Consider the following 24,635-nt stretch of genomic DNA (forward strand, 5'->3'; position numbering starts at 1 on the left):
GGGTCTGATCAATGCCTGCTATATAAAAAGTATTATTTAAAGGGATATTAAATGAAAGAGATTAAAGAATTCAATTGGAGTAAAGCAACTAATCCTCCATTAGAAGAGTATTTTCCTGCAGATAAATTAGATCGTGCTCGCTATGCCACATTTTTATCAAGATTATTGGCTCAAGAGGGATTTGACGAAAGCAGGCCTGATGATGAACAAAAGAAAAACTATGTATTAAACTTAAATGCTGAATGGGGGGCAGGTAAAACCTATTTTCTAAAGCGTTGGTCACAAGAATTAATAGTAGATTTTCCTGTTGTATATATTGATGCATGGCAGCAAGACTATTCAGATGACCCATTTTTAACTGTAATTGCCGCAATAATTGAACAACTAGGTAAACAAGCTTCATTTACTATTAAAATACCTAATAAAGCTGCATCAATATTTAAGGCTGTAGCACCTGCAATAGCGCAAGGGTTAACTAAAAAAATATCAGGCATTGATCTAGCAGAGCTTAATACATTGTTATTTTCTGAAGAAGATGAAGAGAGTGAGGACAACGATTCTGTAAAGCAAAATAGCTCCGAATTTTCACCTGCTATAAAAGCTTTAGCACAAAACTTAATTAAAGATCATGAAGCTAAAAATAAGAGTATTGAAGTAATAAAGTCTAAGTTAGATGATTGGGTCAGTAAGTTTGAAAAGCAGGAAGATAAGTCGTTACCCATATTTATTTTTATTGATGAATTAGATCGTTGTCGCCCAAGTTATGCAGTAGAAATGTTAGAGACGATTAAACATATTTTTGATGTTAAAGGTATTGTGTTTGTTGTAGCAACAGATACAGAACAACTCCAACATACAATCAAATCAATTTATGGTGAAGGCTTTGATGCTAAGATTTACCTAGGCCGCTTTTTTAATAGCCGCTATAGCTTAAAACGACCTGTTTTAAAGGATTTTTTATCAGTACACAGCGATACAACTAAATTTGAATCTGCATATTTAAAAAGTAGAAAAATTGAGATGCTCCCTCGAACAAAGACACCCGAAACCGCTTTAGCTAATATCTCAGTTGTATTAGATGCATTCCAGGTATCTCCAAGAACAGCTATTCAAATTACTGAGCGCATTACAGCAATTATTGTAAATTTACCAAGTGGTAAAAAAGTTGATGTACTTGTGCTCGCTATTTTGTTTTGTATCCATGAAAAAGACTACCCACTTTATGAAGAGATAATTAGTGGACTATTTCAGCGAGAAGAGCCAGACAATAAAGGTGGTATAAAAAAGATAAATTTAAGTGTTTTTTTACAAAAAAACAAATTGGAAAAGTATCTATCCAAAAATATCACATATTATATAGATACAAAGTCGCATACAGAAGATTTCTTTGTGGACCATACAGGTAGAAGCAAGAACAATTATTTAGAAGATAACTACACTATTACTTTATCTAAATTTGTAGAGCACATATTCTGTTTAGTAGTTGGATATAAAAGAGCTTTTCGAAGCCCTGTAGCGAATTCGAGAAACGATAACATATCTGAACTTCAAAGGGCCGAAAAAAGCTTAGCGGAAAGCAATGTAAAAAACTCTAAATCTGAAAATGTAACAAAGCTTTGGTTAGATTATATTTATATTAAAGATGAATACAACAAAATTACCAAAGAGCAATATCGTGATTTTATAGAGCTTTCCTCACCATTAGATTACATGGGCGATAGTTAACTATCTCTGTGCAGCGCGAAGCGCCTCTGTGTTCTCGGTGGTAATTTTATCTGAATTACCGCCAACCTTAACTGAGCCAAACCACCTAAGCCCCACACTGCCTAACCCCAGCTCCCGCATGTTTAAGCGCAATAATCTGCCCTTTACCGTTATGCGCCATAGCGAGTATATCACCCGTATTTAGACCACTTTCAACCGCATGTTTACCCTTTAAATCACTCAACAGTGAATGCTTAATTTGCACTAGCACCTCGTCATTACAGCTAGCTATGTACCAGTCGTTATCTACCTTGACTAGAGTGCCGTATTCTATGTGGCGTTGTTGGTGGCGGCGTAAATCGTTAGCTAATTGGCTGTCGAGTGCGTGTTTTTGCTCTGTAATGGAGCTTGCGTAGCTACCTGCTTGATTTATTTCGTGTGTTTTTATAAATGAATAGTCGTGAATGTCTATGGTGTTAAGCACGATTTTAGGCGCGTGGTTAAAGCCATCGTTATTATCAAACACAATAAAGGCGAACACACCCAGTGCGCAGGCAAGGCTGGTTAGCTGCAACGTAAAGCCGAGCTTTTTAGGCTTTGTGTGTGTGGCCTTTTTAAGTAACGCTTTTTGCTGAACGCTTGTAAGTGTAGTGCGCGCTTTTCGCTCTTTGTAATGTTGTGCGAGCTTTTGATTAAGCGGCTCATCAGGCTTATTCATTCTTTGCTCCTAATAAACGTTTAAGATTTTGTTTGGCATAGCGCAGCCTTGTTTTAATGGTCTCAAGGCTGCTTTGCGTTATAAGTTCTATGTCGGTGAGCGAAAAGCCTTCTTGTTGCAAGGTTATGGCTTCGCGCTGTACAAAGGTAAGTTGTTTTAGCGCAGCGTCGAACGCTTCGTAACTTATGTTTGAGCTGCCTATATGCGAGTCTCCACTAGTTAAGTCGCTTTCGCTCTTATCATTTTGTGCTGCTAAATGCGTGTTTTCGTCAAGCTCTACAAAGTGCTGTTGCCTGCGGTATTCGTCAATGAGTGTGTTGCGGGCAAGTTTAAATAACCACGCTTTAGGTGTGGTCTGCGCTTGGTAAAGGTGGCGTTTTTCGATTACTTTTAGCCATGTTTGTTGGCTTACGTCGTATGCTAAATGCGTATTAGATTGCGTAACAAGGTAGTGGTATAAGTCGTTACTGTAGAGGGCAATAAGCTGCTCTAAGTAACGATTGTCGCCACTTTTTGCGTAACTTGCCATGCAGTCCTTGCTTGGCGTTTCAAATAACCATGACTTAATACTTAGTAGCATAGGCTCATCGCTCTTATACCAATTCGCTTAATTAAGTGGTCCATTTTGAGGGCGGAAAAACGTGTTGATAGCTAGGCAAAAAATTCGCTATTTAGTTGTTCTAAATGAGAATTTTTTAACGCAGGTAGCGACACGTTTAGCCCCGCAAAATGATTAAGTATTATTGCGGATTGGTATTATTGTTGTAATTTAAAATCGAGTTGTACGGTTTGACCAGTTTGTAATTGTGCCACACCTTCAATTACTTTGGGGCGATATTTCCAGCGTTTAATTGCTCTTATTGCTTCGCGGTCAAAGGTACGTTTTGGCTCGGCGTTAATAACTACGGGGTCGATTACTTCCCCCGTTGGCGAAATACTAAAGCTTAGTTGCACCCAACCTTCAATACCATCGCGTGCTGCTGTGGTTGGGTATTTAGGGTTTATGCGCACTATGGGTGTTGCATCCCCTGTTGGGCGATTAATGGTGTTGTTAATGTCGTCACCAAAATCATCAATTGTAACTGGCGTAAAGTCGCTAATTGCCAACACAGGATCGGCTGATGTATCAAGCGGTGGTGCTTTTGGCGGCACTTTAGGCATTGGCGGTGGCGGCTGTATTTTTTGTATATGCCTGACTTTTGAATCCTCAGGCGCTTGAAAAATCTCTACTATAATATCGCCCCCCGGTTTAACCGGTGCGCGTTGCTCGCCACTTATTAAATATTGCATAAACGCAAAAGCTGCAAAGGTCATTGCGGCACCGCCAATAACGGCGGTCGATGTTTTAATAAATACTGGGTTGTTAGGTACTTCAAGTGTGTGCATAAGCCGCTCCAAATTTTATTGACCACTACAATTAGGGTGTTTTCAAAGCTATAACGGGTGGCAAATCAAAAAGGGGTGAAATAATTTTATAAAAAATGTGGGGTTTAGTTACAATAGCCATTCGCATTCTTTTACTTATTAACTTTTTAGGCTGTTATGCAACTCATTGAAATAAATAAAGCGCGTTACCGTAAACATTTAAACCGTGTTATTGCAGGGTGTGGTATTGGCTTGGCTGTAGGCAGCTTGGCTATATCGCAAACGCTGATTGCTTTATTTCCTGATGAAAGTGGTAGCCACTTTCATTGGAACTTAATAGGCGTTGTTATTACAAGCGTTGGGCTTGCGTGGTTACTTAATAAATATCGTACGCATAGCTTTATGACTGAAGTTGTTTATGTGTGGGAGCTTAAAAAAGCACTTAATAAAATAACCCGTAAAATGGCTAAGTTAAAAGCCGCTGGCCGTGAAGGCAATGCCGATGCGTTATTAGCAATTCATTATAGCTACGCGGGCTCTCGGTTATTGTGGCAGCTAGACGATAACCTAATCACTATGGACGATTTAGCCATTAAACAAGCTGAGCTTGAATCTGTTGCAGCGCAACATAACGTAACGCTTAATGTTGAAGATTACGACGCAAGTATTTTAAAACAGTTTTAAAGCTTAGGTTTTTAAATTAGTTAGAGGAGCCTTAATGAAAAAAGTACTCATAGTGTGTTTAGGTAATATTTGCCGCTCGCCAACTGCAGAGGCGGTATTAAAAGCCCGTGCTAAAAAGCTAGGTGTTAACGTTAAAGTGGATTCGGCAGGCACTATTGGTTACCACGAAGGTAAAACGCCTGATAGTCGCTCAATGGCTGCAGGCGAAAAACGTGGTTATAGCTTTAAAGGTATTTATTCACGCAAAGTACGTACAAGCGACTTTACTGAGTTTGATTTAATTTTAGCGGCCGATACGCAAAATTTAGCTGATTTAAAAGCTCAATGCCCTGAGCATCTACAGTACAAATTAGCGTTGTTTTTAGAGTTTGGTGGACAGAGCGTTAGTGCAATTCCAGATCCGTATTACGGCGGTGATGATGGCTTTGAAAAGGTGCTCGATTTAATTGAAGCGGCAAGCGATAAGATTTTGTCAAAAATTTAATCCCTATTTTATTACTAAAGCTAAATTTAACGAGCTTTTTGTCGTATTGCACAGCGTCCCTAAAGTAAGTACATTTTATGCTTACTCAAAGGGAACTCTATGAAAATAAAAATATTACTACTGACTTTATCTATCGCTTCTTGTTCTACTTTTGCTAATGATGTTAGTTTTTCTATTGGGGGTGGCTATCCTTATTTGGTTATTCCTGAGGTGTCTTTATCGGCTAACGACGACACACAACGCTGGTATGCAAACTATAAACTAGGCCTTGATGATGGATTTTCAGCAGGTTTTGAACAAGCAGTAAGCGATAATAAAAAACATGCTTTTGGCGCGCTTGTGGGCGCTATTGGTGCAAGAGATACTGATCAAAAGTGTGAAAATTCAACAAATGACGATATAGCAAGTGAATTTGGTAATATTATAGGTTGTGTAATTAGCGGTATTTTTGATGAAGAAACCACTAACGGTGTAGGGCTTACTTACAGCTATAACTTTAATGGGTTAAACAATTCCGGTTTTAGACTAGAATTAGATATAGGTTATGGTAAAGCAAGTGATAGTAACGAAAAAAGAGCGGATGGCGGTATTAGTTTAAGCTATGAATTTTAACTGCTTTGAGAATAATAATTAAGGCAAAAAGGCGCCAAACGGCGCTTTTTTTTATAATTAAGGATTCATTCTAAAGTCTAGTCGTACTTGAGATGTTGCTGAAACTGGTTGTCCTTTTTCAAACTTTGGTGCATAGCGCCATTGCTCAACAGCTTTTATCGCCGATTTTTCAAAAGAGACACCACCATTAGAGTTTAATATACTAACGTTTTTTACAAATCCTGCCGTGTCTACTTCAAATTCCATAGCAACACTGCCACTTCGACCTTGTTTTGCCTTATTTGAAGGGTAATCGGGATTGACACGGTAAAGCGGTTTTTGCTCTTGCGATTCTTTCCATGGCACCATTTTAGCAATAGCTAAACAGTGTTTAGTTGCTTCATCACTTTTGCCTTGTTTCTCGTAAAGCCCAATAAGCTTAGAGTGCGCGCTTAGCTCTGCGCTGTGATCAAAATTTAAGTTGTTATCGAATACACTCACTACACGGTTTAGTCTTGCAATCGCTTGATTATACTTTTTACGACCTTCTGCGAATGAGGCCATTAAAAAATCTGCTTTGATACGATCAACTGAATTTTCAGGCAAATTGGCTTGATAGTACTCATCAGCCTGTTCTAAATAACGTTTAGCTTTGCGGTAATATTTATGTGAAAACTTTCGAGCAAGCACAGAGGCGGCTTCAAATTGCATGTCGGCAACAAGCTTTGGATTATTTTGCTCCGCTGCTATATCAATCATGTGTTCAAAATGGTTAGCAGCTTCTCTATCTGATTCGGTATTACTTGCCATACCTAGCAGAGCGTCGAGTGTTTCGACTGATTTATTACCGTGATTTTTACCTAAAATGTCGTGCGCTTGCTTATAAAGTGCGTAACGCTGCTCGTAACCATCGCTAATGCGTGGGTTAATAGCTTTGGCATAATTAATAGCAAGGTTTGCTGTGTTATCTGACTCTTCGCCATAATTAGCTGAGCCTAAGGTATAAGCAAGCTCAGCGGCTTGCTTCACGTTTTTATTTTCTGCAACTGCAGTTAAGTAGGTTTGGTACGCTTGTGAAAAGTTGACTTGTGGGTTTGTTGCTTGGCTTGCAAGTGAATAAGTACTTAGCGTTGATAAGCTTAAGCCTATAATTAAGGCGAGTTGTTGGCGTTTCATAATAATCCCTATCATTGTCTGGCTTACAAAATATCAAATTAGTAAGTATCTGTCATTTTTTTGGGTAAATTAACGTAAACAATACAGTGCTCTATTTGCATCAATTTATTGCTAACTGTCATTGAAAATAACGCCTGTCGTCGCCATATAATTGCCATAAACAGTCTTGTACTACGGTGTATTTATCCTATTTTGTGATATTATCACTTTATTGTCGTGTCGTAGTTATTTAAATATTTGGATTTGTCGTGGCGCAAGTAAGAGCAAGAGTCCAGCTTAATGTTGGCAGAAATAGTGATATCCCTGCAGAAATAATCTCATTTACTGATTTAAAAGATGGCAAAGAACATATTGCTATGGTGTTTAACAACGCTGATACAGAGCAAGATATACCGCTTATTCGTATGCATTCAGAGTGTTTAACGGGTGATGTATTTTACTCATCGCGTTGCGATTGCGGCGAGCAGCTAAATGAATGTATTGAAATGATGCACGAAAAAGGCGGTATTTTATTATATTTACGCCAAGAAGGCCGTGGCATTGGTTTATACAATAAAATTGATGCTTACGTATTACAATCGCAGGGTATGAACACCTACGAAGCTAATAACCATTTAGGCTTTGCTGATGATTTACGCGACTTTTCGGATGCGGTATTAATGCTCAATGCGCTTAATTTAAGCCACGTTAAATTAATGACCAATAATCCGAAAAAGCTTAACGCATTAAAAGACGCCGGTATTAATGTTGATTCGGTTGTAGGTACACATGCGCACATTAAAGCGGGTGTTGCGGGTAATAAGTCGTACCTAGAAACAAAAATTAAGCATGGTGCACACATGTTAGATATTAAGAAAATTAAAAAACCTTAATCATTTAATTACGTTTCGTCTATTAATCCCCCCTCACGCCAAGTTATACTTGGCGTGTTTCGTTATAAATTAAGAGCAAGTATGTCTACACAATTACGAATTTTTAAAGCCGATGCTGGGCTAAAGTGGTTAAAAGCCGGATGGCTTATTTTTAAAACCCAGCCAGCAACCTTTATTTTTATGCATTTATTTATTGGTATTGTAGGGCTACTGTCATTATTTTTACCACTGCTGCAAGTTGTGGCAGCGCTAGCTACGCCATTTTTAACGGCTGGATTTTATCAAGCTGTACTTACAAAACAGCAAGGTGGAAAAATAATGTTAGCTGATATCCTCAGACCATTTTCGGCTAAGGGAAATCGTTTAGGGTTATTACGTTTAGCACTTTATCAAATGGGGGCGGGTATTTTAATGGCGTTACTTGCTAATGGCTTATTTGCCGATGCAGTGGCTGTTATGAGCCAACCAGGACTTGACCCAAACGTAGCACTTGAACAAATGCTTGAGAGTATTTCGGGCGCGAATGTAATTTTATTTTTTATGGCAATGCTAATTTATTTAACGGCATTTGCGTACGCTGTGCCACTTGTTTATTTTAGTAAAGAAACACGTATTTTAACGGCGCTTAAAAAGTCGTTAATGGTGTTTTATCATAATATTTTGCCACTTGGCGTTTTTGGCCTTATTTGCGCATTATTTATGGCGCTTTCGATGTTCTTATCGTTCTTACCACTGTTGATTTTAATGCCAATTTGCTACATTAGCTTTTTTGTATCTTATCAAGCCATTTTTATGCCTGTTGTACCACCAAGTGACGACATTAATGTTAAGCCACTTAGCAGTGAAACAAGCGGACGTTTTGACGCTTAATGGATGATAAATTAAAGCAAAAACTAAAAAACTATGTACTTTGGTTACTAGGGCGCCAAGAATATTCGCGTCGTGAGTTAACGCTCAAATTACAGCAAAAAGAAGCCACAGAAGAGTTTATTGAAACGTTGCTTGATTGGTGCGAAAAGCACAATTTTATTAACGAGCAGCGATACTGTGAAGGCTTTGTAAGAAAACACATATTTAAATGTCACGGGCTTAAGCGAATACAAAGCGAAGCGATGGGCAAAGGGATTGATCGTTCGCTATTAGGAATAGTAGTTGAAGAGCTTGAAGTAGATTGGTTTGAGCTTGCGCAGGATGCGTACAATAAAAAATATTCGAATACACCGGCCGACCTCGATTACAAAGATAAAGCTAAGCGCGTGCGCTACTTAATGTATCGGGGTTTTAGCTACGATGAAATTAATTTTGCAATGCAAGCACAGTAAATACAGGTGAGACTTTCAAATGCAGCACATGACTACCGCACAAATTAGGCAACAATTTTTAGACTTTTTTGCCAGCAAACAACACCAAGTTGTCCCTTCAAGCTCGCTTATTCCGGGTAACGATGCCACGTTGTTATTTAACAATGCCGGTATGGTGCAATTTAAAGATGTATTTTTAGGCGCAGAAAGCCGCCCTTATACACGTGCGACAAGCTCGCAGCGCTGTGTACGTGCAGGCGGTAAGCATAACGATTTAGAAAACGTAGGCTACACAGCACGCCACCATACATTTTTTGAAATGCTAGGTAACTTCAGCTTCGGTGATTACTTTAAGCAAGACGCGATTAAGTTTGCATGGGAGTTTTTAACTGAGGTAGTAAGCCTACCAAAAGAAAAACTTTTAGTAACTATTTATCACGATGACGAAGAAGCGTTTGAGTACTGGTCAAAAGACATTGGCTTAAGTGAAGATCGTATTATTCGTATTGCGACCTCAGACAACTTTTGGTCAATGGGCGATACTGGTCCGTGTGGTCCGTGTTCTGAAATATTTTATGACCATGGCGAGCATATTTGGGGCGGACCTCCGGGCTCACCCGAGGAAGACGGCGATCGTTTCATCGAAATTTGGAACCTTGTATTTATGCAATACAACCGTCAAAGCGACGGTACTATGTTGCCTCTACCTAAGCAGTCTGTTGATACGGGCATGGGCCTTGAGCGTATTGCTGCTATTTTGCAGGGCGTGCATTCAAACTACGAAATCGATTTATTCCAAGGCTTAATTGCCGCTGCTGCAAGTGTAACTAACGCACAAGATATGGGCGACAAGTCACTACGCGTAGTGGCGGATCATATTCGTTCGTGTGCGTTTTTAATCTCAGACGGTGTTATGCCATCTAACGAAGGCCGTGGTTATGTACTGCGTCGTATTATTCGTCGTGCTGTGCGCCACGGTAATAAGTTAGGCGCACAAGGTTCGTTTTTCTATAAATTAGTTGCGGCGTTAATTGAGCAAATGGGTCAAGCGTATCCTGAGCTTGCTAAGCAACAAGAAATTATCGAAAAAGTATTACGCATTGAAGAAGAACAGTTTGGTAAAACACTTGAGCGTGGCTTAGCTATTTTAGAAGAAAGCTTAAGCGACCTTAAAGGCGATATTATACCGGGCGACTTAGTATTTAAACTTTACGATACGTACGGTTTTCCAGCTGATTTAACGGCCGATGTTGCGCGTGAGCGCCAGATGACGATTGATCATCAAGGCTTTGAAGAGTGTATGGCTGTACAACGCAAAACAGCGCAGCAAGCGGGTAAGTTTGGTGCCGATTATAACGATCAATTAAAATCAGATAAACACACTGACTTTAAAGGTTACGACAGCACACATTATAGCGCGACAGTGGTTGAAATTTTTGCCGGTGGTGAAGCTGTTCAGTTACTAGAAGATGGTCAAAAAGGTATTGTAGTACTAAACCGCACACCGTTTTACGCTGAATCAGGCGGCCAAACGGGCGACACGGGTACTATTACAGTGGCTGGTGGCGAATTTAATGTTACTAATACAACTAAGCTTGGTAATGCATTTGCTCACCACGGTACTGTACAAGGTCGTATTGGTGTTAACGATAAAATTGACGCAACTATTGATAATACGCGCCGCGACAGCATCAAGAAAAACCACACAGCTACGCATATTTTGCACGAAGCACTTCGCCAACTATTAGGTGACCATGTAGGTCAAAAAGGCTCACTTGTTCAACCTGATCGTTTACGTTTTGATTTCTCGCATTTTGAAGCCGTAACTAAAGATGAGCTACGTGAAATTGAGCGCGTAGTTAATGACGAAATTCGTCGTAATTTTGCACTTAATACTGAGCTTATGGCTATTGATGATGCTAAAGCTAAAGGCGCTATGGCGTTGTTTGGCGAAAAGTACGATGACGAAGTACGTGTAGTAACCATTGGTGACTACTCTATTGAGCTTTGTGGTGGTACTCACGTTGAACGCGCAGGCGACATTGGTTTATTCAAAATTGTATCTGAAAGCGGTATTGCCGCAGGCGTACGCCGTATTGAAGCCGTAACCGGTGCAGATGCTGTAGCGTACGTTAGCGAGCAAGAGCAACAACTTAGCGATGTTGCGGCTTTAGTTAAAGGCGATAGTGCATCAGTTCTTGAAAAAGTAACTGCTTTACTTGAGAAGTCAAAAAGCCTTGAAAAGCAAATTGCGCAACTTAACGATAAGTTGGCAAGTGCAGCGGGTGCGTCTTTACTCGATTCGATTGTTGAAATAAACGGTGTTAAGCTACTTGTAGCAAACGTTGAAGGTACTGAATCTAAAGCACTGCGCGGTATGGTTGATGACCTTAAAAACAAAATTGGCTCAGGTGTTATTGCACTAGGTGTTGCCAGTGGCGACAAAGTAAGCCTAATTGCCGGTGTAACGAAAGACCTAACAGGCAAAGTAAAAGCCGGTGAGTTAGTTAATCATATGGCAGGCCAAGTAGGTGGTAAAGGTGGCGGTCGTCCAGATATGGCACAAGCCGGTGGTAGTGAGCCACAAAACCTTGCTACTGCACTGGATAGCGTTACTGCTTGGTTAACTGAGCGTACTTAAGCCTAAGTGGCGCTTATTGTTCAAAAGTTCGGTGGCACTTCGGTCGGCTCAATAGAGCGAATTGAAGCGGTTGCCGACCTTGTTGTAAAAACCAGACAACAAGGACATCAAGTGGTTGTGGTGCTCTCGGCTATGTCGGGAGAAACCAACCGCTTAATTAATCTTGCCAAACAAATAGATACTCGCCCGAGTAGCCGTGAACTCGATGTACTTATTAGCACTGGAGAGCAGGTTTCTGTATCACTGCTCGCTATGGCTATTATAAAACGTGGCCACTCAGCGGTGAGTTTATTAGCCGATCAAGTCAATATATTAACCGATAACATGTTTGGTAAAGCTCGCATTGCAGAGGTTGCTGCTACGCGCTTAAAGCATGAGCTTGAGCATAATCGTATTGCTATTATTGCTGGGTTTCAGGGACGTGATATTGAGGGCAACATTACAACGCTTGGACGCGGTGGCACCGATACATCGGCTGTCGAAATAGCAGCAGCCATAAAAGCCGACGAATGCCAGATCTATACAGACGTTGACGGCGTATATACTACAGATCCTCGTGTCGAGCCCAACGCGCGCAGAATGGGCCAAGTTACATTTGCTGAAATGCTGGAGCTGGCAAGTTTAGGGGCGAAAGTTTTGCATATACGCTCAGTAGAAGCTGCAGGTAGGCACAATGTGCCACTTAGGGTGCTTTCGAGCTTTAATCCCGATGAAGGCACGTTAATAAGTTTTGAGGAGAGCGATATGCCAAACAAGGTGGTATCGGGAATTGCGTTTAATCGCGATGAGTGCTTAATTAAAGTAGAAGACGTTCCAGCAGGTACGCAAAATCTTTCAAAAATATTGAAACTTTTTGCCGATAATGGCATCGAAATAGATATGATTAATCAAGTTAATCATAACTTTGAAAAAATAGACTATGCTTTTACAGTGCACTCGAATGATTACCTGCAAGCACTTGAATTAATCTCTGAGCAACAAGTTCAACTCGGTGCTCAAAATGTAGGCGGGTTAACCACAGTTGCTAAAGTGTCTGCTGTGGGGATGGGTATGAAATCGCATTCTGGTGTCGCTAGTTTATTTTTTGATGCATTAGCACAGGAAAACATTAATGTTGTTTTAGTGTCTACTTCAGAGATTAAAATTTCAGTTTTAATAGATGAAAAGTACCTAGAGTTGGCTGTTCGTGCATTACATAAAGCATTTTTAACAGAAAATGAATAGATTGGTAGTTTTTACTTACTTTTCAGTCTGATTTTCATTAATATGTTTAAGCGGAATCTTATAATTTATATTGGAACATGGGAGCAATAGAATGCTAATACTAACTCGTAGAGTGGGTGAAACCCTAATGATTGGTGACGAAGTAACAGTTACCGTGCTAGGTGTTAAAGGAAATCAAGTTCGAATCGGTGTTAATGCACCAAAAGACGTATCAGTGCATCGTGAAGAGATTTATATGCGCATACAAGCTGAAAAGTCGAACCCAAATCCGGGCAATGCTTAATCAACACGTATAAATAGCTGAGTACTTTACTGGGCTATATTAAAAAACCACTCATTGAGTGGTTTTTTTGCTTATGAAATCGAGTATTTCAGAGCTGAGAATTTGCTTTGAAATATACTGCATACCGCTTTTATTTTGAAGCAGGATACCTTGCTGCGTATCTATTACTGTATTGATGTCTTGCCATGCTAATTGATAGTTTTTGTAATGATTGGCAGATTTAATACCGTCGTCATCGAAGGTAAGTGTTACTTCTGAGCCAGAAGCTCTACTAAGCATTTGTCTGGTTACCCACCAAGGTCTGCGATAGTAAAAAGCGACGCACTCTAGTACACCAAGCATAATCAAAAACGATCCTAAGTAGTGATCATTTAACCCATAAATACCAAATAAACCAAGTGCAACGAGCAACACAAGTAAAAAATACTTAGGTTTTGCGCGTTTACTGTAAGGCAGTGATTCATCAAAGCACTCGTAAAAATAGGGTTTATCGAGTGTGTAGGTCGTTGTAAGTGCCATATTATCTTATTTAAAGTATCATTTTTTTCTATTTTAACAAGCTAACCTCTAAATGAGCAGCTTTATAGTCAGTGATTTTATTGCAGACACAAAAAAACGGCTCAAGAGCCGTTTTTTAGCGGTGCTAAAAGTATTAACAGTTAGTTTCTTCAGCGTTTACGCCTTCTTTAACTTCTTCGCATGCATCTTCTACTTTGTTCTGCACGTCGGTTACTGCTTCGTCAATACGTTCGCCTGCGTCTTCTGCGTGGTTGTCTTCACAACCCATGATGAAAAAACTTGCGAATAGACCAATTAGTGCTGCTTTTAAAGTTGTAGATTTCATAATGTGATTCCTTGTAAGTTTAAATTAAATTTTAGTGTTAGGTTAGTGCTTTATCTACCTGGGAGATTTTCCACGTAGTGCACCTGAAACTAATGAAATCACTAAAAGTACTATAAAGATAAAAAATATAATTTTTGCTATACCAGCTGCGGCACCTGCGATGCCACCAAAACCTAACACTGCAGCGATTAAAGCAATAACTAGAAATGTAATTGTCCAGCGTAACATTGTTTTCTCCTTGGTTTATAAATTTTGCTCGCAATAACTAATGCCAGTTACATGCCAATATTTATTTTTGTTTAATATCATGGGGTTATGGTTTTTGTGCGTTTTTGATTTTTAATTGGTTAGTAACTTTTACGCTTTGTTATGTAACTTATTCACACTACTGAAAATTACTGAAAATTACTGATAAATATTTACTGGATATATTTTATTTGGTAAGACCAATTTGCAATTGTGAGGTTGCTTTATGATTTTTATAATTTTTAATGTCTATTTTTACTAGGTTAAATAGTTAATTAACAACTTATATATAATTTTTAGCTATAGTTGTTATTCACTCTATGTATTGTAGGTCCTGTTTTTATTGGCCTACAGCATGTAAATTAATTGGGTGGTATGTTGTTTTAAGATTAATTGGTTTTACCAATTTACAAGGTGTAGACAAAGTTATTGGTTTTGTTATCATCCAATGAATAAATATTTAATTAAATTGATTTTTTATTTCAATGTAGGTTTCAAGGGGAAATAAATGGATATAGGTGCTCTACTCACAACAGCTGGTAGTTTAATGCTCACCGGTATGGTTGGGGTGTTTGTATTTCTGTCGATATTAATTGGTGCAGTAACGCTTATGTCTAGTTTGGTAACGCGCTTTAGCGAACCAGAGGTAGCATCACCAGCTAAATCGCCATCTTTTAAATCTCAAGGTGTGCCTAATGAGCACATCGCTGCTATTAGTGCTGCCATTGCTCAGTACAAATCAAATAATAAATAAGGGGCACATTCATGGCTAAATTAAAATTAACAGAATTGGTATTACGCGACGCGCACCAATCATTACTCGCAACCCGAATGCGCCTTGACGATATGCTGCCAATTGCTAGTAAATTAGATAATGCAGGTTATTGGTCTATTGAATCGTGGGGTGGTGCTACATTTGATTCGTGTATTCGTTATTTAGGCGAAGACCCATGGGAACGTATTCGTGCACTTAAAAAAGCAATGCCTAATACTAAACAGCAAATGTTATTACGTGGTCAAAACTTATTAGGTTACCGCCATTACGCAGATGACGTGGTTGAAAAATTTGTAGAGCGCGCACATAAAAATGGTGTTGATGTTTTTCGTATTTTTGATGCAATGAACGATGTACGTAACCTTGAAACAGCGATTAAAGCGGCTATAAAAGTAGGCGCACATGCTCAAGGTACTATTTCTTATACTGTAAGCCCTGTACACACGCTTGATATGTGGCTAACGCTAGCTAAGCAATTAGAAGATTTAGGTTGCCACTCAATTTGTATTAAAGATATGGCGGGTTTATTAAAACCATACGACGCTGAAAAACTAATTAAAGCACTTAAAGAAACCGTCTCGGTTCCTATTGCTATGCAGTGCCACGCTACAACTGGTTTAAGTACAGCAACTTATCAAAAGGCGATCGATGCGGGCATTGATATGCTTGATACCGCTATTTCATCTATGAGCATGACTTACGGACATTCAGCAACCGAAACCATTGTGGCAATTGTTGAAGGAACCGAACGTGACACTGAACTTGATTTAAATCACCTAGAAGAAATAGCGGCTTATTTTAGAGACGTACGTAAAAAATATGCGGCATTTGAAGGTAGTTTAAAAGGGGTTGATGGACGTATTTTGCTCGCTCAAGTACCTGGTGGCATGCTTACAAATATGGAAAACCAGCTTAAAGAGCAAGGCGCAGCAGATAAGCTTAATGAGGTTTTACTTGAGATACCGCGCGTACGAGAAGATCTAGGCTTTTTACCATTAGTAACACCCACGTCGCAAATTGTAGGCACTCAAGCGGTACTTAATGTACTAACGGGTGAGCGTTATAAAACAATTACTAAAGAAACTGCGGGCGTATTAAAAGGTGAGTATGGCTTAACACCCGCGCCAATGAATAAAGATCTACAAGAGCGTGTACTTGATGGTGTAGAGGTAATCACCTGTCGTCCTGCTGATAATATTGCGCCTGAGCTTGCAACGCTTGAAGCTGAGTTGTTAAAAGAAGCGCAAGAGCAAGGTTTAACACTGGCTGATGAGCAAATTGATGACGTACTAACTTATGCATTATTCCCACAAGTTGGTTTAAAATTTATTAAAAATCGTAACAACCCAGATGCATTTGAACCAGTGCCTTGTGTTGAAGATAAAAGCAATAAAGCCCCCTCTAAATCTGCTTTAAATAATCACAGCGTAAAGGCCGAGCAATACAGCGTAAAAGTAGACGGTAAAGTTTACGACGTAGTAGTAGCGCAAGGCGGTGAGCTTAAAGAAGTAACCTTAAAAGATTCCGAGCATATGCCCCAGTCTGCGTCGGTTGCCTCGGGCGAGACACTTAACGCACCTTTAGCGGGTAATATTTTTAAGGTTAAAGTAAAAGCGGGGCAAGTGGTAAATGAAGGTGATGTAGTAATCATTATGGAAGCCATGAAAATGGAAACGGAAGTGCGTGCTATGCACACCGGTACTGTTGCTGAAGTACTTGTTTCTGAGGGTGACTCAGTTACAACGGGCGACGCTATGATTGCATTAGCATAAGGAGTAAATAGAGGATGGACGGTATTTTAAACCTCTGGCATGCAACAGGCATCGCTAACTTTACAATCCCATCGCTAATAATGATTGCGGTAGGTTGTTTACTATTATTTTTAGCGATAGTTAAAGGCTTTGAACCATTGCTGTTATTACCTATTGGCTTTGGCGCTATATTAACAAACATACCCGTGGCTGGTTTATCAGACCCTGGTGGACTTTTGTACTACGTATATTATGTAGGTATTGATACGGGGATTTTTCCGCTGTTGATATTTATGGGGGTCGGAGCGCTAACTGATTTTAGTGCACTTATTGCAAACCCTCGTATGCTGTTATTAGGTGCGGCTGCACAGTTTGGTATTTTTGCTACACTGTTTGGCGCGATATTACTAAACTATGTGCCAGGCTTTGAGTTTACCCTACAGGATGCGTCCGCTATTGCTATTATTGGTGGTGCCGATGGCCCTACTGCAATATTTTTAGCATCAAAACTAGCTCCTGATTTACTCGGCGCAATTGCGGTCGCAGCATACTCATACATGGCATTGGTGCCAATTATTCAGCCGCCAATTATGCGAGCATTAACGACACCAGAAGAGCGCAAAATTAAAATGCCAGAGCTGCGTAAAGTATCAAAAAAAGAAAAAATTATTTTTCCGCTTATGGTGCTTAGTTTAACTGCCATGTTTTTACCAGCAGCAATACCGCTAGTGGGGATGTTTTGCTTAGGTAACTTAATGCGTGAGTCAGGGGTTGTTGATAGATTGAGCAACAGTGCGCAAAACGAAATCATCAATGTAACCACTATATTTTTAGGGTTAGCGGTCGGTTCAAAGCTCGCGGCGGATAAGTTTTTAACGGTTGAGACGATTGGTATTTTAGTGCTTGGCGCACTGGCTTTTGCAATTGGTACGGCATCAGGCGTATTTATGGCAAAAGGACTTAACCGCATATCTAAAACACCTATCAACCCATTAATTGGTGCAGCGGGAGTATCTGCAGTACCAATGGCCGCGCGAGTGGTTAATAAAGTTGGCCTTGAAAGTAATCCACATAACTTTTTGCTTATGCATGCAATGGGCCCCAACGTAGCGGGTGTACTTGGTAGTGCAGTTGCTGCGGGTATTTTATTAGCACTTGTTGGCTAATAATTAAAGTGGCAGTTAATAAATGATTTAGCGCAGTTTACTGCGCTTTTTTTTGTTATTAATTTCTCATCGCTTAATGGTTTCTTGTTTAGCGCTTTTTGTTTACAGTGGATACTCTTCGCAATTTTAAGGATAGTCAAAATGCTCCACACTCCTCTGGCAAAATATTTACCGAACGTTAGTAAGCTTGTATTTGGATGTATGGGCTTGGGCGGCGGTTGGAATAAAGACGCAATTACTGACACGCACGTTAAACAAACTCATGAATGTATAGATAACGCTATTGAAGGCGGTATTAACTTTTTTGATCATGCAGATATTTATACTTTTGGTAAAGCTGAACAAGTATTTGGTAAGGTGTTAAGTGAACGGTCAAACCTTAGAGAACACATATATCTGCAATCTAAGTGTGGTATTCGTTTTGAAGATGACTTATGGCCAAAACGCTACGACTTTTCGGCTAACTGGATTGAGCAATCAGTTGAAGCGTCCTTAAAGCGACTAAACACAGAGTATTTAGATGTACTTATGCTGCATCGCCCAGATCCACTCATGGAAGTTGATGAAATTGCCCGTGTATTTAGTTGTTTAAAAGAAAGTGGCAAGGTGCGACACTTTGCAGTATCGAATATGCAGCAGCACCAAATGAATTTTTTGCAGCATGCGCTTGATATGCCCATAGTGGCTAATCAAATTGAAGCGAGCCTACAAAAGCATCAGTTTGTTGATGAGGGCGTTTACACCGGTAACACCGATGGTAAAAATCTCAATTTTACACCTGGGTGTATTGAATATTGCCGCAGCTTTGATATTCAAATACAAAGCTGGGGAAGTCTGTGCCAAGGTCTATATACAGGAAGCGATTTATCAAACGCATCTCAGGCTGATATAAATACGAGTCTTTTAGTTAACAAGCTGGCTGCACTTTATGGTACTTCTGCTGAGGCAATTGTACTTGCGTGGATACTTCGTCATCCAGCATCGATTCAGCCCATTATTGGGACAACTAATGCTAAGCGAATTCAAGCTTCTTGTGATGCTGTAAACGTAGAATTAACCCGAGAGCATTGGTACGCGCTTTATGTCAGTGCTAAAGGCAATGAATTACCGTAAATAAGGTTTAACTATGAACATATTTGTTATTTTAATTTGTTTATTTGTCGCCTTAGCAGTGCTGATCCCATTACTTGAAAAATACCAAAGTAAAATGGGACTCGAAGGCGCAACTAAGTACAGCAAATATATATGGCCGTTAGTGATGGTATCTTTGGTTATTCAGCTTATTTATGTATTAGTGTATTAATGGTTTATAGCGTATACAAAAAAACCTTTGCAGGTTAACCCTGCAAAGGCTTTTTTAATACTTATAAATAAACTTTATTTAAGTGCTAATTGTAGCTCGCGATTGCGCTCAAGTTGGGCAATAAAGCTATCTGCAATAGGTTTAAATTTAGCAAGTTCTGAGCGCGGTAATGGCTCAGATTTAGGTAGTTTTACCGTTTTAGGGTTACGATGAACGCCATTGACTAAAAACTCATAATGCAAATGCGCGCCAGTAACACGACCAGTAGACCCTACAGTACCAATTTTTTGACCCTGTTTAACTTTTTGGCCCGTTTTAACTAGTTTTTTATTTAAGTGTAAGTACTTAGTTACGTATTGTGTACCGTGGCTAATAAATACGTAGTTGCCATTGTATTTGCTGTAACCCGCTTTAATTACTTTACCGTTACCAGATGCAACGACCGGTGTACCGGTGCGTGCTGCAAAGTCGATACCACGGTGAGCTTTAACTTTTCCTGTTACTGGGTGTAAGCGGCGAGGGTTAAAGCTCGAACTAATATATTTAAAGCTGACAGGTGCACGTAAAAATGCTTTTTTCATACTACGCCCTTCAGGCGTATAAAAACTTCCATCGGTGTGACGAATAGCAGAAAAACGTTGGCCTTGATTAATAAATTCAGCTGCAATAATTTTACCAGTGCCAATAAATTCACCATCTACGTAATGAGACTCGTAAATTAAACCAAACTGATCGTTTTTGCGAATGTCGTTTGCAAAATCAACATCCCAGCCAAATATATCAGCAAAGTTCATTATTTGGCGTTCACTTAAACCTGCTGCAATGGCAGAGGTCCAAAAGTTGTTAGCTATTTCGCCACCAGCCGTTTTTGTCAGAGTTTCAATTTCTTTACTATCGATGGCTGTATCGTAGTTACCTTCATCATTTAGAGTAATAAATAATGTGTCGGTTTTAGAAATAACATAGCGTAATTGAGCGAGCTCGCCATCTGCTGACGTTGCAAAACTTAATACTTCTCCTGGGTGGATTTTAGTAAGCTTTCGCGTTTCGGCATTAGTATTAACAAGCTTGTAGAGCGTTTGAGCTGAAAAGCCTGCGCGTTTAAATATGATTGCTAAGTTGTCACCATTTTTAACTTGGTGATCGACTAGATTATACTCAGGTAGTTTTTCTGCGGCGTGCTCTGAATTTAACTCTGTTAGTTTTTCTTTGCTATCAACTTTAACGAGTAATTCATAACGCTTACCAATTTCTAGTGCGTTTGCACTGTTGTCTTTGGAAGCGGTTGCTTTTTCGGATGGAAGAAAGGTCAAGCCGATGATCGCAGAAACTAGGCCTAAGATAAGCAATTTGTGTTTTTTGGGGAGCGTGTTAACCACGTGAACCATAAAGTGCCTTTTCCTGCTGTCAAGATAATAAATACATAATATTGCAGGATATACCTAATAATGTACGAATACCAGTGTTTTGTAGATTTAAACTGGCGGCAAATTGCGCTAAAATCGGGCTTTTAAAACCTTTTTTAACTGCGTAACAAATTAAGACGGCTTTGTTTTTATTTAGTTGCATGAATCGATCAAAAAGTTGTTTAAATTGATTAAAAATTTGTTATGTTAGCTACACATATAGATTCGGTTTAAAGCTTATTAAACCGAGATTGCGCAAGTAACTAGTCGCCCCCTTCGTCGGCAGAATTTTGGAGTAATACAAAGTGGATTTACAAACCGCTCTAGCAGAGATAAAACGCGGTGCAGAAGAAATATTAATTGAAGACGAATTAGTTGAAAAACTTAAGTCGGGCAAAAAGTTAAAAATTAAGGCTGGCTTTGATCCAACAGCACCTGATTTACACCTAGGCCACACTGTACTAATTAATAAAATGAAGACTTTTCAAGACTTAGGCCATGAGGTTATTTTCTTAATTGGTGATTTTACCGGCATGATTGGTGATCCAACGGGTAAAAACGTAACGCGTAAACCACTTACTCGTGAAGACGTACTTGCTAATGCTGAGACGTATAAAGAACAAGTGTTTAAAATTCTTGATCCTGCAAAAACAACGGTTGCATTTAATTCTACTTGGATGGAAAAGCTAGGTGCCGCAGGTATGATTAAATTAGCTGCAAACCAAACCGTTGCGCGTATGCTAGAGCGTGATGATTTTAAAAAGCGTTATGGTAGTGGTCAGCCGATTGCAATACATGAATTTTTATACCCTTTAGTGCAAGGTTGGGATTCTGTTGCGCTTGAATCAGACGTAGAACTTGGTGGTACCGATCAGCGCTTTAACTTATTAATGGGCCGCGAGCTTCAAAAAGTTGAAGGTCAAAAACCACAAACAGTACTTATGATGCCATTGCTGGAAGGCACTGATGGCGTTCAAAAAATGTCTAAATCGCTTGGCAATTACATTGGCATTACTGATGCGCCAAATGATATGTTTGGTAAAATAATGTCAATTAGTGACGTGCTAATGTGGCGTTACTACGATTTGTTAAGTGCGCTTTCTATAGACGAAATTGCAGCTCAAAAAGAACGTGTTGAGCAGGGAACTAACCCACGCGATATCAAAATTGAACTGGCAAAAGAGTTAATAACTCGCTTTCATAGTGCGGCTGATGCGCAAGCAGCCCATGACGATTTTATTCAGCGTTTTCAGAAAAAAGCGCTACCAGATGAAATCCTTGATATGACTGTAACAACTGAAGATGACACTATTTTGATTGCTAATTTACTTAAAGAAGCAAACTTAGTAGCAAGTACTTCAGAAGCAATGCGGATGATTAAGCAAGGTGCGGTTAAACTCAATGGTGAAGAGAAAATCACTGATACTAAACTTGAAATAGCAAAGGGTACAACGGCTATTTATCAAGTAGGTAAGCGCAAGTTTGCAAACATTACGGTTGCTTAAGCACAGTTTAAAAACTAAAGAACCAGCTTAGGCTGGTTTTTTTGTATTTGTACTTTTAGTCTAGACAAGTAATTATACCAAACTGCATAAATCTTTGATCAATTTAACGAATTAAATTGCACTATAACGTCGTTAAAAATTTTTATTTAGAACAACTAGATACAAAAATTTTTGCCTAGTTCTAGCGTAATTTTCTTAACGTTAAATAGACCCCACATATAAGCAGATTGGTATTAAATTATTTTTAATACTTCAACAGCCACAATTACTAACAACCAAAATGCACGAATTTGGTTTAACCTATTAATTATAGTCGGCACATCATCTGCAACAGGAAGTCTGTCAGTACCAATACGCATTTTATTAAATCGTTTGCCAAAATATATCGCAGGTCCCCCTAATTGTATTCCCAGCGAGGCAGAAAAAGCACTTAGCAGCCAACCGGTATTTGTTTGATAAAAGTGCCTGCCGTAATGCTTTATATAATGTACTGCGAGTTTACTTTCATTACTGATAATCACCGTGAATGCAAGTAAACGTATAGGAATAAACTCTATAGCAAAGAGAATCAATTTAAGTGGTGCTAAAAAAGGACTGTTGGGAGTTATTTCAGAACGCCATGCATATTGAATCAAAGTTAATAATCGATAGGCGAGCACAGCTATTGGGCCAAGTACTAAAAATATAAATATAACAACAAAGTAATAACGAGCGCTGCGTAATATTAAGCTCTCTATGAGTGCTTTAATAATTCCAGGGGCAGAGAGTTGGCTCACATCACGGGCCAGTAGCGGCTTTAAAAGTTCGCGAGCAGCAGATTTTTGGTTTTGTTTAGTTAATTTTGCAATGCGAATCGCTTTTTTTTCTACGCCTTTGCTTTCTAGGCAGAGGTATAAAATAAGCCCTGCGAGTAGCTCAGGGTAAAAAGCAAACTCTAATATTAGTACAACAATAATGAGTACAATACTTAAAATAAGCGTGCTAGCTAGCATTGCGGCCAAGTATTGATAGTTATCAGGTTCTTTAGGTTTATAAGTACGCTTTCCAATTGCGCGAAAAATAGCGACTAAGGCTGTACTTGGATGATACCAACTAACTAAAGGAATAAAGCGCTCAGCAAGGAGCGCTATAATAAAGGCAATAAAGTCCAAATGGTTTTGAACAATATTGCTAAGCATTTAAAGCTTAACAGCGGTTAGTTTTTCTAGAAGTGCAACAACCATTTTAGATGAATTGATTGATGCGGTTTCTAGGTATTCTTCAAACGACTGCGGAGATTCTTTGCCGGCAATATCTGACATCGAACGGATAACCACAAACGGGGTGCTCAGTGCAAAACACGTCTGCGCTATTGAAGCGCCTTCCATTTCAACAGCAAGCATTGTAGGAAAGTCATTACGTGCTTTATCAATACGTACAGGGTCACACATAAATGTATCACCAGTACAAATTAGACCTACTAAGGTTTTAACATCACTAATTTGTGTAATTGTTTGCTGCGCAGCTTCAACCAATTTAGGGTGAGCTGTAAAGCCTGCTGGCATTTGTGGTACTTGGCCAATCTCATAACCAAAAGCAGTTACATCTACATCGTGATGACGCACTTCTGATGAAATTACTACATCGCCAACGCTAAGTGATGGATCAAAACCACCTGCAGAACCCGTATTGATAACACAATCAGGTTTAAAGTTATCAATAAGTAAGGTAGTTGCAATAGTTGAGGCTACCTTTCCAATACCAGATTGAACGAGTGTGACTGTATTACCAGCCAATTCGCCAGTATAAAAAGTGAAACCTGCTTTAGTCAAAATTTGTGGATTTTGCATGGCTTCACGCAAAATTTTAACTTCTGGCTCCATTGCGCCAATAATACCAACGTTCATAGTTTTAAATTCCTGAGTTTGAATAAATTTATTATACGTGAAGTTAGTTATAAAAAACAAAAAAGCGAGCAGTTTTAAACAGCTCGCTTTTTTATGTATTAATGCCCGATTTAAATTTCAGCTAATGCAGTAGAATGAGCTTTAGCTTGCGATGGTGATAGCACCGCTGGTTTGCTGACGCGGTTACGAACAGGACGCTGCGTTTGTGAAGAGCCAAGCTTACCAAGCTTAAACATAATGGCATCGCGCACTTCTGAAGGGCGATACCCTGATTTTACTTTCATACGAATATGTGGAATGCCGGCAGCTTCTAATGCCCCATTAACAAACCAATCTCGCTGTGCTTTATGACCGTCTTTATTCGCGTTGTTTACGAGATCAACGGCAGCCACTATGGTCATTTTTTCTTTATCTATTAATACAAAATCAAGCTGTTTGTTTTTTGCCTTAGCAATTGCTGCTCGTTTAGATTTAACAGATAAACCTTCTTTGCAGTCAATCACATCGATTAGCTTAACGCGGCTAACTATTTTGTATTGGTCGCCAACAGCACGTTCAAGTAAATTTAAAAACGCACTTTCTACTTGCGTAAATACACTTTGCTTACGCGTAAAAGGATAAGGGTTTCCGCCATCATCATTAAACTTTGACACAAAGATTGATGCGCCTATCACTAATACTAAAATTGATAATAAAGCGAACTCCATACG

General features: G+C 39.3%; 27 protein-coding genes. 16 read left to right on the top strand and 11 right to left on the bottom strand.

Annotated elements, in window-relative coordinates; translation table 11 throughout:
- The first annotated feature begins 51 nt into the window (after positions 1–51).
- Positions 52–1,725, top strand: coding sequence for a KAP family P-loop NTPase fold protein (locus CWB66_RS02020; protein ID WP_138584147.1), 1,674 nt, complete (start codon positions 52–54; stop codon positions 1,723–1,725).
- 85 nt (positions 1,726–1,810) lie between these two features.
- Here CWB66_RS02020 and CWB66_RS02025 read toward each other — a convergent pair whose 3' ends face one another.
- The 3 genes from CWB66_RS02025 to CWB66_RS02035 all read right to left on the bottom strand — a co-directional run bounded on the left by CWB66_RS02025 (position 1,811) and on the right by CWB66_RS02035 (position 3,808).
- Positions 1,811–2,422 carry a hypothetical protein gene (locus tag CWB66_RS02025; RefSeq protein WP_138584148.1) on the bottom strand — a complete coding sequence of 204 codons (612 nt, stop codon included), beginning with the start codon at positions 2,420–2,422 and terminating at the stop codon, positions 1,811–1,813.
- A complete protein-coding gene (locus CWB66_RS02030; RefSeq protein WP_138584149.1) occupies positions 2,415–3,002 on the bottom strand; it encodes a sigma-70 family RNA polymerase sigma factor in 588 nt (195 codons plus the stop codon). The genes CWB66_RS02025 and CWB66_RS02030 overlap by 8 nt, the downstream gene beginning before the upstream one ends.
- Positions 3,003–3,178: 176 nt before the next feature.
- A complete protein-coding gene (locus CWB66_RS02035) occupies positions 3,179–3,808 on the bottom strand; it encodes an energy transducer TonB (RefSeq protein WP_138584150.1) in 630 nt (209 codons plus the stop codon).
- A gap of 156 nt (positions 3,809–3,964) precedes the next feature.
- On the opposite strand from CWB66_RS02035, the gene CWB66_RS02040 reads away from it, so the two are divergent.
- The 3 genes from CWB66_RS02040 (at position 3,965) to CWB66_RS02050 (ending at position 5,567) form a co-directional block, all read left to right on the top strand.
- On the top strand, positions 3,965–4,471 hold the full coding sequence (locus tag CWB66_RS02040) for a DUF3087 domain-containing protein (protein WP_138584151.1): 507 nt from the start codon (positions 3,965–3,967) through the stop codon (positions 4,469–4,471).
- Between the two features lie 34 nt (positions 4,472–4,505).
- Positions 4,506–4,955, top strand: coding sequence for a low molecular weight protein-tyrosine-phosphatase (locus CWB66_RS02045; RefSeq protein WP_138584152.1), 450 nt, complete (start codon positions 4,506–4,508; stop codon positions 4,953–4,955).
- A 99-nt stretch (positions 4,956–5,054) separates the two neighbouring features.
- Positions 5,055–5,567, top strand: a complete 513-nt coding sequence (locus tag CWB66_RS02050) for a hypothetical protein (protein ID WP_138584153.1) — start codon at positions 5,055–5,057, stop codon at positions 5,565–5,567.
- A 57-nt stretch (positions 5,568–5,624) separates the two neighbouring features.
- Here CWB66_RS02050 and CWB66_RS02055 read toward each other — a convergent pair whose 3' ends face one another.
- Complete coding sequence (locus CWB66_RS02055; protein WP_138584154.1) at positions 5,625–6,722, bottom strand: energy transducer TonB; 1,098 nt, start codon at positions 6,720–6,722, stop codon at positions 5,625–5,627.
- 248 nt (positions 6,723–6,970) lie between these two features.
- Between CWB66_RS02055 and CWB66_RS02060 the strand changes: the two genes are divergently transcribed.
- From CWB66_RS02060 to csrA, 6 genes are all read left to right on the top strand, one after another.
- A complete protein-coding gene (locus CWB66_RS02060) occupies positions 6,971–7,594 on the top strand; it encodes a GTP cyclohydrolase II (RefSeq protein ID WP_138584155.1) in 624 nt (207 codons plus the stop codon).
- An 81-nt stretch (positions 7,595–7,675) separates the two neighbouring features.
- Positions 7,676–8,464 carry a BPSS1780 family membrane protein gene (locus CWB66_RS02065; RefSeq protein WP_138584156.1) on the top strand — a complete coding sequence of 263 codons (789 nt, stop codon included), beginning with the start codon at positions 7,676–7,678 and terminating at the stop codon, positions 8,462–8,464.
- On the top strand, positions 8,464–8,916 hold the full coding sequence (locus tag CWB66_RS02070) for a regulatory protein RecX (protein WP_077537019.1): 453 nt from the start codon (positions 8,464–8,466) through the stop codon (positions 8,914–8,916). Before CWB66_RS02065 ends, CWB66_RS02070 begins: the two co-directional genes overlap by 1 nt.
- 19 nt (positions 8,917–8,935) lie before the next feature.
- Positions 8,936–11,536 (top strand): alanine--tRNA ligase, encoded by a 2,601-nt coding sequence (alaS, locus tag CWB66_RS02075; RefSeq protein ID WP_138584157.1) that lies wholly within the window; start codon positions 8,936–8,938, stop codon positions 11,534–11,536.
- 6 nt (positions 11,537–11,542) lie between these two features.
- A complete protein-coding gene (locus tag CWB66_RS02080; protein ID WP_138584158.1) occupies positions 11,543–12,760 on the top strand; it encodes an aspartate kinase in 1,218 nt (405 codons plus the stop codon).
- A 91-nt stretch (positions 12,761–12,851) separates the two neighbouring features.
- On the top strand, positions 12,852–13,043 hold the full coding sequence (gene csrA, locus CWB66_RS02085; RefSeq protein WP_004587515.1) for a carbon storage regulator CsrA: 192 nt from the start codon (positions 12,852–12,854) through the stop codon (positions 13,041–13,043).
- A gap of 51 nt (positions 13,044–13,094) precedes the next feature.
- Here csrA and CWB66_RS02090 read toward each other — a convergent pair whose 3' ends face one another.
- The 3 genes from CWB66_RS02090 to CWB66_RS02100 all read right to left on the bottom strand — a co-directional run bounded on the left by CWB66_RS02090 (position 13,095) and on the right by CWB66_RS02100 (position 14,115).
- Positions 13,095–13,562 (bottom strand): YcxB family protein, encoded by a 468-nt coding sequence (locus CWB66_RS02090; RefSeq protein ID WP_138584159.1) that lies wholly within the window; start codon positions 13,560–13,562, stop codon positions 13,095–13,097.
- Between the two features lie 133 nt (positions 13,563–13,695).
- Positions 13,696–13,887, bottom strand: a complete 192-nt coding sequence (locus tag CWB66_RS02095; protein WP_138584160.1) for a hypothetical protein — start codon at positions 13,885–13,887, stop codon at positions 13,696–13,698.
- A gap of 54 nt (positions 13,888–13,941) precedes the next feature.
- Positions 13,942–14,115, bottom strand: a complete 174-nt coding sequence (locus tag CWB66_RS02100; RefSeq protein ID WP_006794345.1) for a DUF1328 family protein — start codon at positions 14,113–14,115, stop codon at positions 13,942–13,944.
- 526 nt (positions 14,116–14,641) lie between these two features.
- Between CWB66_RS02100 and CWB66_RS02105 the strand changes: the two genes are divergently transcribed.
- From CWB66_RS02105 to CWB66_RS22165, 5 genes are all read left to right on the top strand, one after another.
- Positions 14,642–14,887: an OadG family protein gene (locus CWB66_RS02105; RefSeq protein WP_077537024.1), complete on the top strand. Its 246-nt coding sequence runs from the start codon at positions 14,642–14,644 to the stop codon at positions 14,885–14,887.
- A gap of 11 nt (positions 14,888–14,898) precedes the next feature.
- The gene (oadA, locus tag CWB66_RS02110) at positions 14,899–16,680 is read left to right on the top strand and encodes a sodium-extruding oxaloacetate decarboxylase subunit alpha (RefSeq protein ID WP_138584161.1); all 1,782 of its coding nucleotides are present in this window, start codon (positions 14,899–14,901) and stop codon (positions 16,678–16,680) included.
- Between the two features lie 14 nt (positions 16,681–16,694).
- The gene (locus CWB66_RS02115) at positions 16,695–17,825 is read left to right on the top strand and encodes a sodium ion-translocating decarboxylase subunit beta (RefSeq protein WP_138584162.1); all 1,131 of its coding nucleotides are present in this window, start codon (positions 16,695–16,697) and stop codon (positions 17,823–17,825) included.
- Between the two features lie 141 nt (positions 17,826–17,966).
- Entirely contained in the window at positions 17,967–18,938 is a 972-nt protein-coding gene (locus CWB66_RS02120) for an aldo/keto reductase (RefSeq protein ID WP_138584163.1), read from the top strand.
- Positions 18,939–18,951: 13 nt separating this feature from the next.
- Complete coding sequence (locus CWB66_RS22165; protein WP_167368313.1) at positions 18,952–19,128, top strand: hypothetical protein; 177 nt, start codon at positions 18,952–18,954, stop codon at positions 19,126–19,128.
- A gap of 74 nt (positions 19,129–19,202) precedes the next feature.
- Here the strand turns inward: CWB66_RS22165 and CWB66_RS02125 are convergent, their stop codons facing one another.
- Complete coding sequence (locus CWB66_RS02125; RefSeq protein ID WP_138584164.1) at positions 19,203–20,516, bottom strand: peptidoglycan DD-metalloendopeptidase family protein; 1,314 nt, start codon at positions 20,514–20,516, stop codon at positions 19,203–19,205.
- A gap of 323 nt (positions 20,517–20,839) precedes the next feature.
- Here CWB66_RS02125 and tyrS point away from each other — a divergent pair, with 323 nt between their 5' ends.
- On the top strand, positions 20,840–22,039 hold the full coding sequence (tyrS, locus tag CWB66_RS02130) for a tyrosine--tRNA ligase (protein WP_077537029.1): 1,200 nt from the start codon (positions 20,840–20,842) through the stop codon (positions 22,037–22,039).
- Between the two features lie 233 nt (positions 22,040–22,272).
- Here the strand turns inward: tyrS and CWB66_RS02135 are convergent, their stop codons facing one another.
- The 3 genes from CWB66_RS02135 to CWB66_RS02145 all read right to left on the bottom strand — a co-directional run bounded on the left by CWB66_RS02135 (position 22,273) and on the right by CWB66_RS02145 (position 24,632).
- The gene (locus CWB66_RS02135) at positions 22,273–23,217 is read right to left on the bottom strand and encodes a cobalamin biosynthesis protein CobD/CbiB (protein WP_138584165.1); all 945 of its coding nucleotides are present in this window, start codon (positions 23,215–23,217) and stop codon (positions 22,273–22,275) included.
- A complete protein-coding gene (gene mtnN, locus CWB66_RS02140; RefSeq protein ID WP_138584166.1) occupies positions 23,218–23,925 on the bottom strand; it encodes a 5'-methylthioadenosine/S-adenosylhomocysteine nucleosidase in 708 nt (235 codons plus the stop codon).
- Between the two features lie 110 nt (positions 23,926–24,035).
- A complete protein-coding gene (locus CWB66_RS02145) occupies positions 24,036–24,632 on the bottom strand; it encodes a DUF2726 domain-containing protein (protein WP_138584167.1) in 597 nt (198 codons plus the stop codon).
- Between the last annotated feature and the right edge of the window lie 3 nt (positions 24,633–24,635).

Source organism: Pseudoalteromonas sp. S558 (genome assembly GCF_005886635.1).
Taxonomy (GTDB): domain Bacteria; phylum Pseudomonadota; class Gammaproteobacteria; order Enterobacterales; family Alteromonadaceae; genus Pseudoalteromonas; species Pseudoalteromonas aliena.

Bases quoted from the DNA above. Each gene is read 5' to 3' on its own strand.
- CWB66_RS02020 (WP_138584147.1), top strand. From the start codon at position 52: ATGAAAGAGATTAAAGAATTCAATTGGAGTAAAGCAACTAATCCTCCA.
- CWB66_RS02025 (WP_138584148.1), bottom strand. From the start codon at position 2,422: ATGAATAAGCCTGATGAGCCGCTTAATCAAAAGCTCGCACAACATTAC.
- CWB66_RS02030 (WP_138584149.1), bottom strand. From the start codon at position 3,002: ATGCTACTAAGTATTAAGTCATGGTTATTTGAAACGCCAAGCAAGGAC.
- CWB66_RS02035 (WP_138584150.1), bottom strand. From the start codon at position 3,808: ATGCACACACTTGAAGTACCTAACAACCCAGTATTTATTAAAACATCG.
- CWB66_RS02040 (WP_138584151.1), top strand. From the start codon at position 3,965: ATGCAACTCATTGAAATAAATAAAGCGCGTTACCGTAAACATTTAAAC.
- CWB66_RS02045 (WP_138584152.1), top strand. From the start codon at position 4,506: ATGAAAAAAGTACTCATAGTGTGTTTAGGTAATATTTGCCGCTCGCCA.
- CWB66_RS02050 (WP_138584153.1), top strand. From the start codon at position 5,055: ATGAAAATAAAAATATTACTACTGACTTTATCTATCGCTTCTTGTTCT.
- CWB66_RS02055 (WP_138584154.1), bottom strand. From the start codon at position 6,722: ATGAAACGCCAACAACTCGCCTTAATTATAGGCTTAAGCTTATCAACG.
- CWB66_RS02065 (WP_138584156.1), top strand. From the start codon at position 7,676: ATGTCTACACAATTACGAATTTTTAAAGCCGATGCTGGGCTAAAGTGG.
- CWB66_RS02070 (WP_077537019.1), top strand. From the start codon at position 8,464: ATGGATGATAAATTAAAGCAAAAACTAAAAAACTATGTACTTTGGTTA.
- alaS (WP_138584157.1), top strand. From the start codon at position 8,936: ATGCAGCACATGACTACCGCACAAATTAGGCAACAATTTTTAGACTTT.
- csrA (WP_004587515.1), top strand. From the start codon at position 12,852: ATGCTAATACTAACTCGTAGAGTGGGTGAAACCCTAATGATTGGTGAC.
- CWB66_RS02090 (WP_138584159.1), bottom strand. From the start codon at position 13,562: ATGGCACTTACAACGACCTACACACTCGATAAACCCTATTTTTACGAG.
- CWB66_RS02095 (WP_138584160.1), bottom strand. From the start codon at position 13,887: ATGAAATCTACAACTTTAAAAGCAGCACTAATTGGTCTATTCGCAAGT.
- CWB66_RS02100 (WP_006794345.1), bottom strand. From the start codon at position 14,115: ATGTTACGCTGGACAATTACATTTCTAGTTATTGCTTTAATCGCTGCA.
- CWB66_RS02105 (WP_077537024.1), top strand. From the start codon at position 14,642: ATGGATATAGGTGCTCTACTCACAACAGCTGGTAGTTTAATGCTCACC.
- oadA (WP_138584161.1), top strand. From the start codon at position 14,899: ATGGCTAAATTAAAATTAACAGAATTGGTATTACGCGACGCGCACCAA.
- CWB66_RS02115 (WP_138584162.1), top strand. From the start codon at position 16,695: ATGGACGGTATTTTAAACCTCTGGCATGCAACAGGCATCGCTAACTTT.
- CWB66_RS02120 (WP_138584163.1), top strand. From the start codon at position 17,967: ATGCTCCACACTCCTCTGGCAAAATATTTACCGAACGTTAGTAAGCTT.
- CWB66_RS22165 (WP_167368313.1), top strand. From the start codon at position 18,952: ATGAACATATTTGTTATTTTAATTTGTTTATTTGTCGCCTTAGCAGTG.
- CWB66_RS02125 (WP_138584164.1), bottom strand. From the start codon at position 20,516: ATGGTTCACGTGGTTAACACGCTCCCCAAAAAACACAAATTGCTTATC.
- CWB66_RS02135 (WP_138584165.1), bottom strand. From the start codon at position 23,217: ATGCTTAGCAATATTGTTCAAAACCATTTGGACTTTATTGCCTTTATT.
- mtnN (WP_138584166.1), bottom strand. From the start codon at position 23,925: ATGAACGTTGGTATTATTGGCGCAATGGAGCCAGAAGTTAAAATTTTG.
- CWB66_RS02145 (WP_138584167.1), bottom strand. From the start codon at position 24,632: ATGGAGTTCGCTTTATTATCAATTTTAGTATTAGTGATAGGCGCATCA.